This window comes from Defluviitalea raffinosedens, assembly GCF_016908775.1.
GTDB lineage: Bacteria > Bacillota > Clostridia > Lachnospirales > Defluviitaleaceae > Defluviitalea > Defluviitalea raffinosedens.
Genome location: NZ_JAFBEP010000016.1, coordinates 1 through 15,896, shown reverse-complemented (window position 1 = coordinate 15,896; position 15,896 = coordinate 1). Strand labels below are relative to the sequence as shown.

Genomic DNA, 15,896 nt, shown 5'->3' with positions numbered 1-15,896 from the left:
TAAAACCGTTCCTTCTATAATAATGGCAGAATTTCAGAAGCTGCCTCTTTGTCCAGTATGATCGTTACATTTGGGTGAAGCTGTAAAAATGATGCCGGAATCTCCGGTGTAATGCCTCCCATAATAGATTCTTTAATGATTTCTGCTTTATTTTGTCCACTGGCCAAAAGCATAAGCTTCTTTGCGCTCATAATGGTTTTAACGCCCATACTTAACGCTTGTTTTGGGACTTCTTCCCTGGAATTAAAATATCTCGAATTTGCTTCAATCGTTTTTTCATCTAAATCAACCAAATGGGTATAGGGTTCTAATTGGGCATCGGGTTCATTAAATCCGATATGGCCGTTGGGGCCAATACCTAATACCTGAAGAGAAATCCTTCCGGCATTTCTAATCATGGTTTCATAGTTTTCACACTCTTTAGCAACATCTTGTGCCATTCCATTGGGGATATGCACTCGGCTCAAGTCAATATTCACATGATTGAACAGATTTTCCATCATGTAATAGTAATAGCTTTGAGGATTATCTTTAGCAATTGGGTAATACTCATCTAAATTAAAAGTAGTGATTTCAGAAAAATCTAAATCCTCCTCTTTATGCATTCGAACCAACTCTTTGTACATGCCCACAGGAGTTCCCCCAGTAGCAAGCCCGATCACACTTTGAGGCTCAAGTCGAATTTGGCTGGATAAAATATAAGCCGCCTTCTTGCTCATTGCTTCATAATTTGCTTCAACATAAATGCGTATATTACCTAAATTAAATTTCATATAAAATTTTTCCCCTTCCGATTGTCAAAGAAATATTCATATTTTCATCAAATACTGTTATATCTGCATCCTTCCCTATTTCAAGGCTGCCTTTTCTTTTGTCCACTCCAAGGATTTTTGCAGGATTAATAGTGATGAGAGAAACCAACTGATGAATCGTAAAATCTGTATGTTGATTCACATTATATACAGCATCTTTCAGATTGAGAACACTTCCGGCCAGAGTCCCGTCTGCAAGTCTCGCTTGTTTGTCCTTAACAAAAACTTTTTGTCCTCCCAGATCATATTCTCCCTCTTCTTTTCCTCCGGCAGACATACAGTCAGTAACCAATACAACTTTGTCCATACCTTTTGTCTTAAGAATCATAGAAAATAACCCAGAATGGATATGGATCGTATCTGCGATCACTTCACAGGTAACATCATGGGTTAAAGCAGCTCCTACTACACCTGGATTGCGATGATGCAACCCGGTCATAGCATTAAACAAATGGGTAACGTGGCTAATACCACTGATAATGCCTTCTTTAGCTTCCTCATAAGTGGCTGCTGTATGCCCCATGGAAAGAACAATATTGGTTTCCCTTTTAACTTTTTTAATAAATTCCAATGCCCCTTCTGTTTCCGGTGCTACTGTAATTAATGAAATCAAATCTTTATATTCCTTAATGATTTCAAAGTCCGCAGGGATGATATACTGTTCATCCTGAGCTCCTTTAAATTTTTTATTAATAAAAGGTCCTTCCACATTGACCCCTATAATTTCCGCTCCGTCATTTCCTTTTTCTTTGAATTGGCGTATAGCTTCCAAGGCACTGATGATTCTTTCTTTAGACATTGTCATTGTAGTGGGTAAAAAGGATGTTACCCCATTTCTTGTTATGCCCTTGCTTATAGCCTTAAGAGCTTCTTCACTGGCATCCATCGTATCATATCCATCAAATCCATGAATGTGTATATCAATAAATCCCGGGGAGATGTATTTGCCCTTAACATCTATTTTTTCCAGATTATCCATCATACTTACTTCATTTTCATCTACAATATCATAAATACGCTCATCAAAAATGATTGCTTTTCCTGTGATAACCTGGTCTTTTAAAATAATCTTTCCGTTATACAAGCATTTCATCATGACCTCTCCTTTCACTAATTTGTATAGTGTTCTATACCAGTATTATACTTTTAAAAAGAAAACTTTTCAATGATATATTCTTTTCCAAAGAGAATAATTTTATAAAAAATCTTTTCAAGAAATCATTCCCTAAATGTTTTGCCTAAATTTATACAAGAAAGAATTTCGCCCAAGAAACCTCTCCTGGCACGGTCGGCAAAGGCGACAAAATTCAATGTGCGCAAGTTTCATCCTTCCCGGAAGGCTTTTTATTGTATAAATCCTTAAGGATTTCCTATACAATAAAAAAACAGCTTCCTCACGGGAAACTGTTTAGTTATTCTTCCAGGAACTTCTTAAAGACACTATACGGTTGAATACTAATTTTTCTTTTGTCGTGTACTTTGTATCCACACAGAAATAGCCATGTCTCAAGAATTGGAACTTATCTCCGGGTTTTGCATCTGCTATGGAAGGCTCAATAATACAATTGCTTAAAATTTCAAGAGAATTGGGATTGAGTTTTGGTTCTCCTCCGGCTTCATCTTCTATATATAAGTAATCATACAATCTTACTTCCGCATTGATTCCATGATCCGCTGAAACCCAATGGAGAGTTCCTTTTACCTTTCTGCCATCAAAGCCACTTCCGCTTTTTGTTGCCGGGTCATACGTACAGTGAAGCTCGATGATTTCTCCGGTCTTTTCATCTTTAATAACTTCTTCGCATTTAATAAAATAAGCACCCTTAAGTCTTACTTCTTTTCCGGGAGACAGGCGGAAGAACTTTTTAGGAGGATCTTCCATGAAGTCGTCCCTTTCAATATAAAGTACGCGGGAAAAAGGTACTTTTCTCGTGCCCATTTCAGGATTTTCAGGATTATTTTCTATGTCTATCATTTCAATTTGTCCTTCAGGATAATTGGTAATGACTACCTTAAGCGGATTCAATACTGCCATTACTCTGGGTTCTTTCAGTTTTAAATCTTCGCGAATGCAATGTTCCAAAAATGCAATGTCAACAATACTTTTACTCTTTGCAACACCAGTTTTAAGGCAGAAATCTTTTAAGGCTTCAGGAGTATATCCTCTTCTTCTTAACCCTGATATAGTGGGCATTCTTGGGTCATCCCAGCCGTCAACAAAGTTTTCTTCTACCAGTTGACGAAGCTTTCTCTTACTGGTTACCATATTGGAAACTTCCAGCCTTGCAAATTCTATTTGCTTAGGAGGATTCTTAAAGCCTATCTTCTCTATAACCCAATTGTATAAAGGTCTGTGGTCTTCAAATTCCAATGTACAGATTGAATGGGTAATCCCTTCAAGAGCATCGGATATAGGATGTGCATAGTCATACATCGGATAAATACACCACTTATCTCCGGTGGTATGATGAGGAACATGGGCAATGCGATAGAGCACAGGATCTCTCATATTAAGATTCGGAGAACTCATATCTATTTTAGCCCGAAGCACTCTTGAACCATCAGGGAATTCTCCATTTTTCATCCTGATAAACAGATCCAGGTTTTCTTCTACGGAACGGTTTCTATAAGGGCTTTCTTTCCCAGGTTCCGTTAAAGTTCCTCTGTATTCTCTGATTTCATCGGCACTTAAATCATCCACATAGGCATCGCCTTGCTTAATCAGTTGAATCGCAAACTCATACAATTGATCAAAATAAGAAGAAGCATAGTAAAGTCGGTCTTCCCAGTCAAAGCCTAACCATCTTACATCTTCTTTAATGGACTCAACATATTCGATATCTTCTTTGGTAGGATTCGTATCATCAAATCTTAAGTTACAGAGGCCGTTGTATTTTTCGGCAGTACTAAAGTCAAGCCAAATAGCTTTTGCATGCCCTATATGTAAGTATCCATTAGGTTCCGGGGGAAAACGAGTATGTACTCTGTCGTATACTCCTTCTTCTAAGTCTTTTTCAATAATATCATGAATAAAATTACTAAATTCCATCTCCATAAATACCTTCCCTCCTTAAAATCATTATATTATATTACTTCTATCATTAATATAATATTTATTTATCGTATTCCATACTAACATAATTTATAGGCAGTTTCAACGAACTTATTATTATTATGCCACTTTTTACTATACTTAATCACTCATATGATATAAAAAATACTCCCTGATAAACCATTTCATAAAAATGAAAGGTTCTGTCCCGGAAGTATTCATCTTAGAACTTATTATTCTTTTATTTCGCCGTTTGTGGTAATTATAATTTCTCTGTAGTTTACTATAGTTTCAGATTGCAGCATAGCCTTTTTGACAGCAGCGACAATTCCTCCGCAGCAAGGCACTTCCATTCTTACGACTGTAATGCTTTTAGGCTGATGCTTACCAAAGATCTCTGTAAGTTTTTGTGTATAATACTCGTTGTCATCCAATTTAGGACAGCCAATCATTGTAATATGGTCTTTGATAAAGTCCTGATGAAAATTCGCATAGGCATAAGCTGTACAGTCTGCTGCAATGAGCAAATGAGGATGATCCAAATAAGCTGCATCCGGATTAATTAACTTTAATTGCACTGGCCATTGCATTAATTCAGATTGAGGTTTAACCTGAACTTCATCTTTAACTTCAACTTTTTTGTTAACTGAAAGTTGTTTCCTTTCAATGGTCTTGGCCATTGTACCCGGACAACCACAAGGCATGGGGTTAGGGCTAACTTTAGCTTTCTTTTCCTCCATTTTTTGCTTTACCAGTTCTTCATCATAGGGTTTACTTTCTCTCTCAATAATTGTAATGGCATTGGTAGGACATTGGGGCAGACAATCTCCGAATCCGTCACAATATTCATCAGAAATCAGCTTTGCTTTGCCATCTACCAATTCAATAGCCCCTTCATGGCAGGCATTGACACATAATCCGCAGCCATTACATTTTTCTTCATCTATGCTTATAATCTTTCTAATCATTACAAAACCTCCTCTTTAAGTTCTTTAATAATTACATTATATCAGTTATTAAATAAAAATCTGTGATAAATGTTACACTTTTTAGGATGAATCTGTGATTGACTATTGAGTTTTATAAGCTATAATAAATCATTAGAAACTTAAAGAAAAGAGGTAAAGAAATGGATTCAGCAGAACAGTTCTGTCAAATCGATCAGCCTTTAAAATATAAAAGCAAACAGGTCAATGACTTTTCCCGTGGATTCAAACTGGGTATTCCTATTGCCCTCGGATATTTTCCTGTGTCCTTTACCTTTGGATTAATGGCTGTTAACGGAGGTATCCCCGTATGGCTGGCTATTTTTATTTCTTTATCAAACCTGACTTCCGCCGGACAGTTTGCAGGAACTTCTTTAATTATTTCCAATGCTTCTTTATTTGAAATTGGTTTAACGACCTTTATTATAAACATCAGATATATGCTGATGTCTCTGTCTTTATCTCAAAGAATTACCCCCTGCATGTCCCTGCTGCAAAGATGCATAATTGCTTTTGGCATCACAGATGAGACCTTTGCTGTCGCCTCGCTGGAAGAAAAAGAACTTACTTTTCCGTTTATGTCGGGGCTGATTGTCGGACCATTTTTAGGATGGGTTTTAGGTACTGCTGTTGGAGCCATAGCATGCTCCATTCTTCCGGAACAGCTTCAAAGCGCCATGGGGGTCGCGCTATATGCCATGTTCATAGCTTTAGTGGTTCCCACGGCTAAAAAATCAAGGGCGGCTCTTATGGTTGTACTCACTGGCATCTTAATCAGTTCGTGCCTTAAATGGATCCCTTACATCAGTCAAATATCCGATGGTTTTAGAATCATCGCTGCAACCATTGTGGCTTCAACCGTCGGCGCCATATTCTTCCCAAAAGAGGAGGTCTAGTCATGAGCTATGCTTTTACTGCCGTGGTCATTATGGCAATTGTAACGTATATCCCAAGGGTTTTACCCATTGCAGTATTTAAAAGAAAATTACAGTCAAAATTTATTCGTTCGTTTTTATTCTATGTTCCTTTTGCTGTATTGGGGGCTATGACTTTTCCAGATATTCTGTATTCCACCAGCCATATCTATTCAGCAGCTGCCGGACTTGTTATTGCGCTTATTCTGGCTTATTTCGAAAAAGGGCTGATGACAGTAGCCGTAAGTTCAATCATTTTAGTATATTTATTGGAATTTTTTATATAGGGATGTATAATCAGTATTTAATTTGACAATGCTACAACTACCTCCCTATTTATATACAATACATAAAAAACAAGTCGGTCTCCCCTAACCGACTTGTTTTTTATCACTTTCTATATAAAGTTGGAACTCTTATGAACTTAATATGCTTCCTTATATACTTCTATGACTTGCTCAAGCGTAGGCGTTATTCTGTTGCTTGGCATACAGGTATCATTTAGAGCCAATTCTGCCAAAACAGGGAAGTCTTTTGGATCTACTCTTTGGAGATCTCTTAATTTTTGAGGAATACCCACAGTTCTGCTCAGTTTCTGAATTTCTTTTATACTTTCATTTACTGCCCGTTGGGCTCCTCCCCAATCCATGCCTTTTATACCTAAAGCATTTGCTATTTTTCTAAAAGGCTCCTGGGCTCCTGGATCTTTGCCGTTAAATTTCATCACATAAGGCAGTAAAACTGCATTACATACTCCATGAGGAAGATTATAGAATCCGCCCAGAGAATGGGCCATTGCATGCACCATTCCAAGACCTGAATTAGAAAAAGCAATTCCTGCCGTATAAGCTGCATACGCCATCATTTCTCTGACTTCCAAATTACTGCCGTCCTGAACTGCTTTTGGCAAATATTTATAAATCGTAGTAATTGCCCAAAGGGCATCTTTATCTGTGAAAGGGGTTGCTTCTTTTGATAACACCGCTTCTATGGCATGGGTCATAGCATCCATTCCTGTTGCAGCTGTTAAGGATTTTGGCATGGATACCATAAAATCTGCATCATTTATTGCTATATCCACCATACAGTTCGTATCTACCATAACCATCTTTGAATTTCTTTTTTTATCTGTAATCACATAAAAACTTGTAACTTCTGAGCCTGTTCCCGCTGTCGTGTTGATGGCTACAATAGGTAATCCCTTTTGACGGGATTTATTAACCCCTTCATATTCAACGATATTTCCTCCATTGGTGAATAAAATACTGACTGCTTTACAAGTATCAATGGGAGAGCCACCTCCAAGGGCAATTAAAAAATCAGGATTAACCTCCTTAGCGACAGCTAAACATTGATCTACTAACTCTACTGTTGGATTTGGCTCTACTTTGTAAAAAATATAACTATGAATATTTACCTCTTTTAATTTGTCACATACCTGTTGTGCTATGGAATTTTCATATAAAAATTGATCAGTTATAAGAAGCGCTCTTTTGTAACCTCTTTTTTTTACTTCTTCCGGCAACTGATTGATGGATCCTGAACCAAAAAAATTCGTTTTGACCATATTTACTCTATGCACTTGTCCCATCTAACCACCTCATTTTTATGCAAATTCAATGTTTCTGTAGTCCTGGGGATCTATAATATTCAATAACCTTAGTTCTTCTTCAGTTGGAAGAGGTGTGGTTTTGATTTCTATATATCGGATCGGAAAACCTGTATTTTCCGCAACTTCTTCTATACTGGATGTTGGATGAATACTTTCCAGGATCAGTTCTCCTTTGTACATTTTAAATATGCATAAAGGTGTGATGATCTTATCTACATTCCCTCTCGTTGTCACAAAATCCACTTTTTCCACAAAAGTGCGTCTGTCATGTTTCGTTCTCCAGATGATGGCCCTTTTTGCAGTTGGGATCAGTACAGCACTACCTGCTCCCCCTGGCATCCTCACCTTAGGTTTATTGTAGTCTCCTATCACTGATGCATTGACATTTCCTCTGTTATCAAACTGAATACCACTTAAAAATGCGATATCCAGTCCACCTCTCATGGAAAGATCAAAAACCTCTGCCAACGGAAGATATGTTTTTGACTTTGTCATCAGTGCACTGCCTGCACTGGTATACTTTTGCAATTCTTTCATTTCAGGATTTACGCCGCCGGGAATATTAAGATGTACTGCCTGAGGAGCATGAAGGGCTTTAGCAAGAAGAATGGCAATCATAGGCATATGAGAAGAGACTCCATGGAATACTGTGTTATGATTTTTTATTTCTCTTGCCATGGCACAAACCATAATATCACATGCACGAATATTATCCATTGTAATGCCCCCTGTCTTTGCTTTCATAAGAAAATAGATAGTCTGCCAGCTTAGATTTGTCTGTTAGGTCTTTAAACGCTTTTATAGAGTTTCTGTCTATATCATAACAGCCATGACAGGAACAGGGACTTGCTCCCTGTGGGATATGTACAATCCCGGACACAAGGAAATATGGAATATCCGCATTTTCCCCTGGCTGGGCAAACTTTGAACCAGGCACAATTCTTTCTACCGATGCAATCACTTTTTTAGATGCTTTGGCAAGCAATATATCCTCAAATTGCGGTCCCAGTATTCTTACATTCCCTTCTTCATCTGCTTCCTGGGCATGAATGATTGCAACATCTGGGGTAATCGCTTTTACTACTGTTACTTTTTCATCCCCAAAAGGATTATTGATCCTTGTAAAATAATCATTAACTTCTATAAGATCTCCGGCAACCAAGCCTCTTACCGGCATAAAAGGGATCCCATAGGATGATGCCCTCAAAGCGGAAATGACTGTATAACAGGCATGTTCATTGGCCTTAACGATTCCATTTTGAACCGCTTTTCTGTAATGGTTTGCCAGAGCAAACTCACTTTCGTAGCTCACAAAGCCTGCATCTACACTGTCAACACATTCTCCTAAACAAAGCATATCTATATCCATGGCTCCTGCAGTTTTAACGATCTTAAGATGCTTCTTCTGTGCTCTTATGATCTCTCTTACTAATGCCATGGGTGCTCTGTGCAGGACATTTCCGCCAATCCCCAAGATATCTCCGTCTTTAATCAGATTTACTGCATCTTTAATTGTCATCAATTTGCTCATTTATATCCCTCTTCCTCTTACTTGTAAAAAGACAAAATGCTCTTTACAACTGTGAAAATACACTATTTTGCAGCATTACAAGCAATGTGGATAGGATCCCATACCCCTGCAAAAGGTGGTGCATAGACTAAGTCCAGCATCCCTAATTCATCCGTAGTCATTTGATTATGAATCGCTATGGCAAAACTGTCGATACGTAAAACTGCTCCTTTTTGCCCTGCAGCCTGAGCACCCAAAAGTTTTTTAGTGCCTGTCTCATAAATCAGTTTGATTGTAATCGGTGTTTGTCCTGGATAGTAGCCCGGATGGTCATAGGCATTGACAATGACGGTTTTATAATTCATTCCCAGTTTTTTGGCGTCATTTTCCGAAAATCCAGTTCTTCCCATTTCGATATTGCATACTTTAATTGCTGTTGAGCCTAGGGCTCCTGTAAACTTCTGGTGGGCGCCTAAAATATTTGCTCCAGCAATTCTACCACATTTATTGGCCACTGTACCAAGCGGTAAATATACATTATCTTTGAACTGTTTATGATAAACCAAAGCACAGTCCCCGGCAGCCCATACATCAGGAAGGGAAGTTCTCATTTCCCTGTCCACTATAATGGCCCCATTAGGTGCCATATTAATTCCTGTATCCCGTAGAAAATCTGTGGCCGGCCTAACACCTATGGATAAAACTACAAGATCTGCTTCATACTCACCTTGATCGGTAACGACGGTTCTGACACGATCTGTTCCTTTTAATCCAACAACCTTTTCGCCCGTTCTAATATTTACTCCATGATGCATTAATTCTTCTAATGCAATCTTTACTATTTCTTCATCAAAAGGCATCAGAATTCTATTGGCAAATTCGATAATCGTTACTTCTTTGCCAAGATTTAAAAATGCGTCTGCAGTTTCAATCCCTATATATCCTCCGCCAACGATTACTACTTTCTTTATACTTTCATCCTGTGCTGCCTTCTTAAGCCAAATACCATCTTCTAATGTCTTAAGCTGATAAACCCCCTTTAAATGAATTCCTTCAATCGGTGGTTTAACCGCTTTCGCCCCTGTGGCAATCATTAACTTGTCATAAGTATCTATAAAAATATCGCCTGTAATATGATTTCTTACAAGAACTTTTTTTTCTCCTGGCACAACCTTGATCACTTCATGATTGGTGTGCGCATGAATTCCTATACTTTCAAATTGCTCTTTTGTTCTTGCGATCATCTTAGTATAGTCATCGTTGAATCCACCAACATAATAAGGTAGACCACATGCACCATAGGACAAAAAATCGCCCTTTTCATAAACAATAACTTCAGCGTTTTTATCTACCCTTTTTATTTTAGAAGCTGCAGACATTCCAGCAGCAACTCCACCGATTATTATGACTTTCATAAAGTTCTCCTTTCATCGACAGCTTCTATTCTTGACTCCGCATCTTTAAGTGCTTCTCTTACTTCCTTTTGACCGGTAAAAACATTATAAATTTCTTCATACAAAACATTGTTCTTGTCTCCTGCCTGAAGCAAATCTATAAGTGGAGTAGCTTGATTTTCTATCATTTCAAGCTGAACTTTATACCAGGGATATTTATTCATTCCTTCAATATAACTATTTTTTCTTACAGGTGCCCCGCAATATGCCCCTACTAAACGATCTACTTCTTTTGAACGCAGATAAGCCAAAAATGCCTTAGCTTTTTCTTTATTCTGACTGTTCTTTGTAATTGCAAAAGACCAGGTTACATTCCATGCTGTATCAAAAGTAGAGAATCCTAAATCCTCTAAATCATCACATTCCTTTGTTACTACTCCTAATTGACCTGACCATGTTACTGCCATTGCTACTTTATTATGGGCCAAAACTTCTTTTATTTCGTTGTTGCCAAAAGTATAAGTATCATCAGGTGCATAGGATTTTAAGCTTAAGTATTTATTAAGCCCTTCTTCCATTTTTTTAATATTGCAAACTACCTTATTATCCTTTATTTCATAAAGATCTAATCCCGTACTTCTTAAATAAGGCAGAGCATCTGTTAATATCTCTGACTGATGGGCTTTAAGAGCAATCGGAGAATCTATTCCATTCTCTTTCAATTTCTTAGCTACTTCTATAAATTGATCTACTGTAATTACTGGATCTAATGGTTTTCCTAAAACTTTTTCTATAGTACTTTTTCTATAGACAATTACATGTCCATCACAAAAGGAGGGTGAAAGATATGTCTTCCCTTGATACTGCATCTCCTGAGCAATGACTGGAAGTATATCTTCAAACTCATAGTCCATTGGCTCCAGATATTGCTTTGTAACAAAGTCTGCAAGCCAAAGATGCCCAGCCACCATAATAATGTCATAAGAAGTTTCACCATTAAATACCTTCAACATTGTGGGAAAGTAACTATCCCATGGTACAATGTCAAATTGAATATCTACTGTATCATCGTCATAATTTTCTACCACTTTGTAATTTTTATCAATGTATACATCTACTGCTGGATCATTGACTGCCAGGACCTTCAATTTTATCTTTACTTTTTCATTCATAGTGATCGTCCTACCCTTCCAGTTGAGGTTCTTCATCAATAATACCCACAACAATTGCATCTATAGGTGCCTGCCTGTCTAAGGCATATTGGGTGGTATTGTCCGTGGTTACCAGAACACACTCCCCAATTCCGGCACCTAAGGTATCTGCTGCAACAAAGAAATCGTCTTTATTCCCAAACAGAGGTTTGATTACCAATAACTTGTAGCCTACTAGGCTTTGGCACTTTCTTGTAGAAAAAACATTCCCGACTACCTTGCCTATAATCATCGTTTCACCCCTAAAAATCACTCACATTTTTCTAATTTCAGATATTGTCCCTGAGTTAAATTAAAAGCATTGGCATCATCCGTATCAATATGTAAATCAAGTCTGTAATCCTTATTTACTCTTACCACAATATTGCTCATTTTACCGCCCTTAGACCCTTCGACGACAGCAGTTACAATATCCTTATCTTTAAGGTTAAATCGCCTGGCTTCTTCTTCTGACATATGCAGATGTCTTTCCGCTATAATGACACCACAAGGAATTTCAACTTGTCCTGCAGGGCCCCTTAAAATAACACCGGGAGTCCCTTTTATATCACCGGAACTTCGTACTGGGGCATTGATTCCTAACTTTCTCGCATCTGAAAGAGCTACTTCTACCTGGGTATTAGAACGAATCGGACCTAAGATTCGTACATTTTTAATACTTCCTTTAGGTCCGATCACTTCTACTTTTTCATGAGCTGCAAATTGTCCAGGTTGACTTAAATCTTTATAATGAGTAAGTTGATATCCTTTCCCAAATAATATTTCTAAATGCTCCTGTGATAAATGGACATGTCGTGCTGATATTCCTACCGGAACAATATAGGCATTGCTGCTTATTTTTTTAACTTCTTCTATTACTAACTCTGTTATATACTCTATTAATTTCTCCTGATCCATTTAGAGCACCTCAGATATCTTGGTAATTAAGTTTTATTTAATTACTACTCTGCGGAAGGTAATAAAATATTTGAAACATCTGAATGTGGTCTTGGAATAACATGAACAGCCACTACTTCTCCAAGTCTTGACGCTGCTTCTGCACCACTTTCTGTTGCAGCTTTAACTGCTCCAACATCTCCCTGAACAATAACAGTTACCAAGCCTGAACCTATTTTTTCTGTTCCAATTAATTTTACTTCTGCTGCCTTTAACATAGCATCTCCCGCTTCAATTGCCGCCACAAATCCTCTAGTTTCGATCATTCCTATTGCCTTCATCTTTTTTCCTCCTTGATCTCTTTTTGGGTTTTTCTTCTATTGTTTCAACATTCGATTCTTTTTCTTGATCCATTCTTTTCTGTCTTACTTCTGTCTCTATTGCTTTATCATTATTTTCTTGTAAGCAATTTTGTCGTTCTTCTTCCTCTTGTTTTATTTCACCTTGATTTTCCCCGTATCTTTTTTCTCTCTCTTTATAAATAAGTTTAATTATTTCTGGATGAGGGCTTGGAATCGTAATTGCTACTTTAATATTTTTTTCTCCTACCACTTGCCCCATGGATTTTGCTACATCAATAGCAGATTGAACCGCAGAAGTATCGCCTCCAACGATTATGGTTACCAATCTTCCACCAAGTTTTTTTTCCCAATGTATGAGATGTACTTCTGCAGTTTTTAACATTTCATCCAATACAGTAAGTGCATTGACATAAAAGCTGATCTCGACTATCCCTATTGCACTAAAATTATATTTAGCCATAGACTTCAACTCTTACTTTAAATTTGGAAGAATTTTAGCAACATCATCATGTGGTCTTGCAATTACGTGAACTGCTACTAGTTCTCCAAGCCTTGCTGCCGCAGCTTCTCCTGCTTCTACAGCAGCTTTAACTGCACCTACTTCACCTTTTACTATAACTGTAACCAATCCTGAACCTATTTTTTCTGTTCCTACCAATTCAACTCCCGCCGCCTTAAGCATAGCATCTGCTGCTTCAATAGATGCTGTTAATCCTCTTGTTTCAATTAATCCTATTGCTGACATATGATCAACCTCCTATTAAAATTTTACCTTCGAAATTTTTGCCAGTTTTTTCGTCCCTTCATAAGGGTTTTCTATAACACTGGTAATCACTTCTTTTTCGTTATTAAATTGCAGTGCAGCTTCTCTGGCTACCTCTGCTGCAATCTTTACATCAGAAATACTTCCCTGAAACTTTACCTGAACCGTAAGAGGTATATGGGCACTGGAATCCTTTGAATTGATCGTGTCAATCCCCAGAATTTCGATATCGACCGCTTTACACGCTTTATTCATCGCATATAAGGCAACTGCATACCCTGCTACTTCTAAAAAACCTATTGCCATACACATACCTCCTTACTATATGATTCTAAAGCCGCCTTCTGCCAGAACACATCTCCTTTGTCTTGTAAATGATACTGCATTGGTAATACCCTCACCGGTTGGCCCTGCAATCGTCATCGTCGTATGACCTTCTCCTCCAAAGCCAACTCCTGCAAGAGTACATGCATTCTTTACAAAAATTGTTGTCTGAACTGCTCTTGCAAACTTTGTAAGATTGTCTACATTCTTTGAAAACATAGACGCTGTATGTCTATTCCCGTGCTCTGCCAATAACGCATATTCTATACCTTCATCCAGGGTCTTAAATTTAACAATAGGCAGTACAGGCATGAGTTGTTCCAGCATGACAAAAGGATGGTCATGCTCTACCTCACAGATCAGCAATCTTATATGTGCCTTATCTTGTAACCCTATAGCTTCAAGCATTTTGCCTGCATCCTGTCCCACCCACTTCTTGTTGACATGATATACTCTTCCTTTTGGTGTGTCTTCATGGGTGAGTACCAGATCCATAATCTTTTGTAATTGCTCATGATTCAAAAGGAATGCCCCTTCTTTGATCATGTAATAGATTAAGTCAGAAGCTACTGTTTCATCTACAAATACTTCTTTTTCAGCTAAACACAGCAAATTATTATCAAAAGAAGCACCTTTGTAAATCTCTTTAGCTGCATGTTGAATATCCGCTGTGGCATCTACAATCACCGGAGGATTTCCTGCTCCTGCCCCGATTACTTTTTTCCCTGATTTAAGAAGTGCTTTTACCATCTGGGTTCCCCCAGTCCCTACCAGCAATCTTACTTTTTCACTTTCACACAAAGCTTTGACTGTATCCATAGTAGGTTCTTTGACCATCGTTGCCAGATTACTGGGGCCCCCTGCTTCTTCAATTGCCTTGTTAATCATTTGTAAGCAGAAAGCACAACTCTTTTTCGCTGAAGGGTGCACATTAAAGACAACCGTATTCCCTCCTGCAATCATGGAAATAACATTATTAATAATTGTCTCTGTTGGATTGGTAACAGGAGTGATCGCTCCGATCAAACCAAAAGGCGCCTGCTCTATGATTGTTAAGCCGTCATCTCCGGAAACAGCCTTTGTCTCTAGGCACTCTGTTCCTGGGGTTTTTTCAATAACAAGAAGGTTTTTTAACACTTTATCCTCATAGCGTCCTATATTGGTTTCTTCTCTGGTCATTTTTGCAAGGGTTTCAACATTGGCTTTGGCAACTTCCCTTATTTTAGAAATAAGACGTTCTCTGTCTTTTAATTGAAAGTTTTTAATATAGATTTTTTGTGCTTCATAAGCTGCATCTATAGCATCTTCTATTCGATCAAATACACCATATTCACCTTTTGACCAAACTTGCGATGATGGAGATGAAACCATTGCTGGTGTCTTTGTCGGCTGATAAGTTTTAATCTCCGGTTCTTCCTGCACCGGTTGATGCGCTAAAACATTTTTTAGAACTTGCTGAACAATAAGTTCTATATCTTTTTGTTGGATTTCCATGTTGTCACCCCTTTAAACTTTCTAAAACCTTAGCAGTGATCTTGTTTATAAGCTCTTCCATAACTTCTTCTTTGGATTGTGGTTTAGGCCTGATCGAAATTTCACAGCCGGAATTGGAGTCAATATATGTAGGATAATTGGGTTTTGAATTGCTCTTTACTTTCAGATCTTCCGTATTTGAAGACGATACTACGTCTTTGTCATTCGTTACAATTGTTGAGCAAGGTGGAATTCCTCCTGTTTTAATTCCCAGCTTTTCTCTTATGGAAATGAGCTCACTTACTTGACTGCAGCTTAATTCATTTGCCTTCCCAATAATGTTTCCTGTATACATCAGTACTGTCGCATAATATTCTAAAGACTCCAGTCTATGATATGCTTCAAATACATCTTTTCCCCATGATAAAGCACCATGGTTCGCAAGCAATACTGCATTGTGGCTTTTGCAATAAGGTGCAATAGAATCTGGTACGCCTGTACTTCCCGGTGTAGTGGTGTTAGTATATTAGTGTAGACACAAAAAGCCGAACACCTTAAAATATAAAAAGGGAAGGAAGTGTCTACAATGGCAAAAGGGCAAAAGTAT

At 37.9% G+C, this 15,896-nt stretch carries 19 protein-coding genes; 2 read left to right on the top strand and 17 right to left on the bottom strand.

The annotated features are described in order from the left end of the window. Nucleotides 1-14: 14 nt before the first annotated feature. The 4 genes from nagB to JOD07_RS11000 all read right to left on the bottom strand — a co-directional run bounded on the left by nagB (nucleotide 15) and on the right by JOD07_RS11000 (nucleotide 4,832). Entirely contained in the window at nucleotides 15-752 is a 738-nt protein-coding gene (gene nagB, locus JOD07_RS11015) for a glucosamine-6-phosphate deaminase (RefSeq protein WP_204614024.1), read from the bottom strand. A 10-nt stretch (nucleotides 753-762) separates the two neighbouring features. After that, nucleotides 763-1,905: an N-acetylglucosamine-6-phosphate deacetylase gene (gene nagA, locus JOD07_RS11010; protein WP_158741217.1), complete on the bottom strand. Its 1,143-nt coding sequence runs from the start codon at nucleotides 1,903-1,905 to the stop codon at nucleotides 763-765. 315 nt (nucleotides 1,906-2,220) lie between these two features. Continuing rightward, nucleotides 2,221-3,867 (bottom strand): glutamine--tRNA ligase/YqeY domain fusion protein, encoded by a 1,647-nt coding sequence (locus JOD07_RS11005; RefSeq protein ID WP_158741218.1) that lies wholly within the window; start codon nucleotides 3,865-3,867, stop codon nucleotides 2,221-2,223. A 230-nt stretch (nucleotides 3,868-4,097) separates the two neighbouring features. Then, the gene (locus JOD07_RS11000; RefSeq protein WP_158741219.1) at nucleotides 4,098-4,832 is read right to left on the bottom strand and encodes an ATP-binding protein; all 735 of its coding nucleotides are present in this window, start codon (nucleotides 4,830-4,832) and stop codon (nucleotides 4,098-4,100) included. 161 nt (nucleotides 4,833-4,993) lie between these two features. Here JOD07_RS11000 and JOD07_RS10995 point away from each other — a divergent pair, with 161 nt between their 5' ends. Together JOD07_RS10995 and JOD07_RS10990 are read left to right on the top strand one after the other, a co-directional pair. After that, complete coding sequence (locus tag JOD07_RS10995; protein WP_158741220.1) at nucleotides 4,994-5,746, top strand: AzlC family ABC transporter permease; 753 nt, start codon at nucleotides 4,994-4,996, stop codon at nucleotides 5,744-5,746. A gap of 2 nt (nucleotides 5,747-5,748) precedes the next feature. Beyond that, nucleotides 5,749-6,051 (top strand): AzlD domain-containing protein, encoded by a 303-nt coding sequence (locus JOD07_RS10990; protein WP_180322466.1) that lies wholly within the window; start codon nucleotides 5,749-5,751, stop codon nucleotides 6,049-6,051. 137 nt (nucleotides 6,052-6,188) lie between these two features. On the opposite strand, the gene JOD07_RS10985 is transcribed toward JOD07_RS10990, so the two are convergent. From JOD07_RS10985 to JOD07_RS15480, 13 genes are all read right to left on the bottom strand, one after another. Next, nucleotides 6,189-7,355 carry an iron-containing alcohol dehydrogenase gene (locus JOD07_RS10985; protein ID WP_180322467.1) on the bottom strand — a complete coding sequence of 389 codons (1,167 nt, stop codon included), beginning with the start codon at nucleotides 7,353-7,355 and terminating at the stop codon, nucleotides 6,189-6,191. A 15-nt stretch (nucleotides 7,356-7,370) separates the two neighbouring features. Continuing rightward, entirely contained in the window at nucleotides 7,371-8,093 is a 723-nt protein-coding gene (locus JOD07_RS10980; RefSeq protein ID WP_158741221.1) for a CoA-transferase subunit beta, read from the bottom strand. Then, nucleotides 8,086-8,907: a CoA transferase subunit A gene (locus JOD07_RS10975; RefSeq protein ID WP_158741222.1), complete on the bottom strand. Its 822-nt coding sequence runs from the start codon at nucleotides 8,905-8,907 to the stop codon at nucleotides 8,086-8,088. The genes JOD07_RS10980 and JOD07_RS10975 overlap by 8 nt, the downstream gene beginning before the upstream one ends. Nucleotides 8,908-8,969: 62 nt before the next feature. Continuing rightward, complete coding sequence (locus JOD07_RS10970; protein WP_158741223.1) at nucleotides 8,970-10,301, bottom strand: CoA-disulfide reductase; 1,332 nt, start codon at nucleotides 10,299-10,301, stop codon at nucleotides 8,970-8,972. Next, complete coding sequence (locus JOD07_RS10965; RefSeq protein WP_204613998.1) at nucleotides 10,298-11,452, bottom strand: ABC transporter substrate-binding protein; 1,155 nt, start codon at nucleotides 11,450-11,452, stop codon at nucleotides 10,298-10,300. The genes JOD07_RS10970 and JOD07_RS10965 overlap by 4 nt, the downstream gene beginning before the upstream one ends. A 10-nt stretch (nucleotides 11,453-11,462) precedes the next feature. After that, a complete protein-coding gene (locus JOD07_RS10960) occupies nucleotides 11,463-11,723 on the bottom strand; it encodes a EutN/CcmL family microcompartment protein (RefSeq protein ID WP_158741225.1) in 261 nt (86 codons plus the stop codon). 17 nt (nucleotides 11,724-11,740) lie between these two features. Then, a complete protein-coding gene (gene pduL / locus JOD07_RS10955; RefSeq protein WP_158741226.1) occupies nucleotides 11,741-12,388 on the bottom strand; it encodes a phosphate propanoyltransferase in 648 nt (215 codons plus the stop codon). A gap of 44 nt (nucleotides 12,389-12,432) precedes the next feature. Then, nucleotides 12,433-12,708: a BMC domain-containing protein gene (locus JOD07_RS10950; RefSeq protein ID WP_158741227.1), complete on the bottom strand. Its 276-nt coding sequence runs from the start codon at nucleotides 12,706-12,708 to the stop codon at nucleotides 12,433-12,435. After that, nucleotides 12,680-13,189: a BMC domain-containing protein gene (locus JOD07_RS15865; protein WP_330576584.1), complete on the bottom strand. Its 510-nt coding sequence runs from the start codon at nucleotides 13,187-13,189 to the stop codon at nucleotides 12,680-12,682. Before JOD07_RS15865 ends, JOD07_RS10950 begins: the two co-directional genes overlap by 29 nt. 12 nt (nucleotides 13,190-13,201) lie before the next feature. Further along, nucleotides 13,202-13,474, bottom strand: a complete 273-nt coding sequence (locus JOD07_RS10940; RefSeq protein WP_158741228.1) for a BMC domain-containing protein — start codon at nucleotides 13,472-13,474, stop codon at nucleotides 13,202-13,204. 15 nt (nucleotides 13,475-13,489) lie between these two features. Further along, a complete protein-coding gene (locus JOD07_RS10935; RefSeq protein ID WP_204613992.1) occupies nucleotides 13,490-13,798 on the bottom strand; it encodes a BMC domain-containing protein in 309 nt (102 codons plus the stop codon). A 15-nt stretch (nucleotides 13,799-13,813) separates the two neighbouring features. Continuing rightward, on the bottom strand, nucleotides 13,814-15,310 hold the full coding sequence (locus tag JOD07_RS10930; RefSeq protein ID WP_158741230.1) for an aldehyde dehydrogenase family protein: 1,497 nt from the start codon (nucleotides 15,308-15,310) through the stop codon (nucleotides 13,814-13,816). Nucleotides 15,311-15,314: 4 nt separating this feature from the next. Continuing rightward, nucleotides 15,315-15,770 (bottom strand): class II aldolase/adducin family protein, encoded by a 456-nt coding sequence (locus JOD07_RS15480; RefSeq protein WP_416387174.1) that lies wholly within the window; start codon nucleotides 15,768-15,770, stop codon nucleotides 15,315-15,317. Between the last annotated feature and the right edge of the window lie 126 nt (nucleotides 15,771-15,896).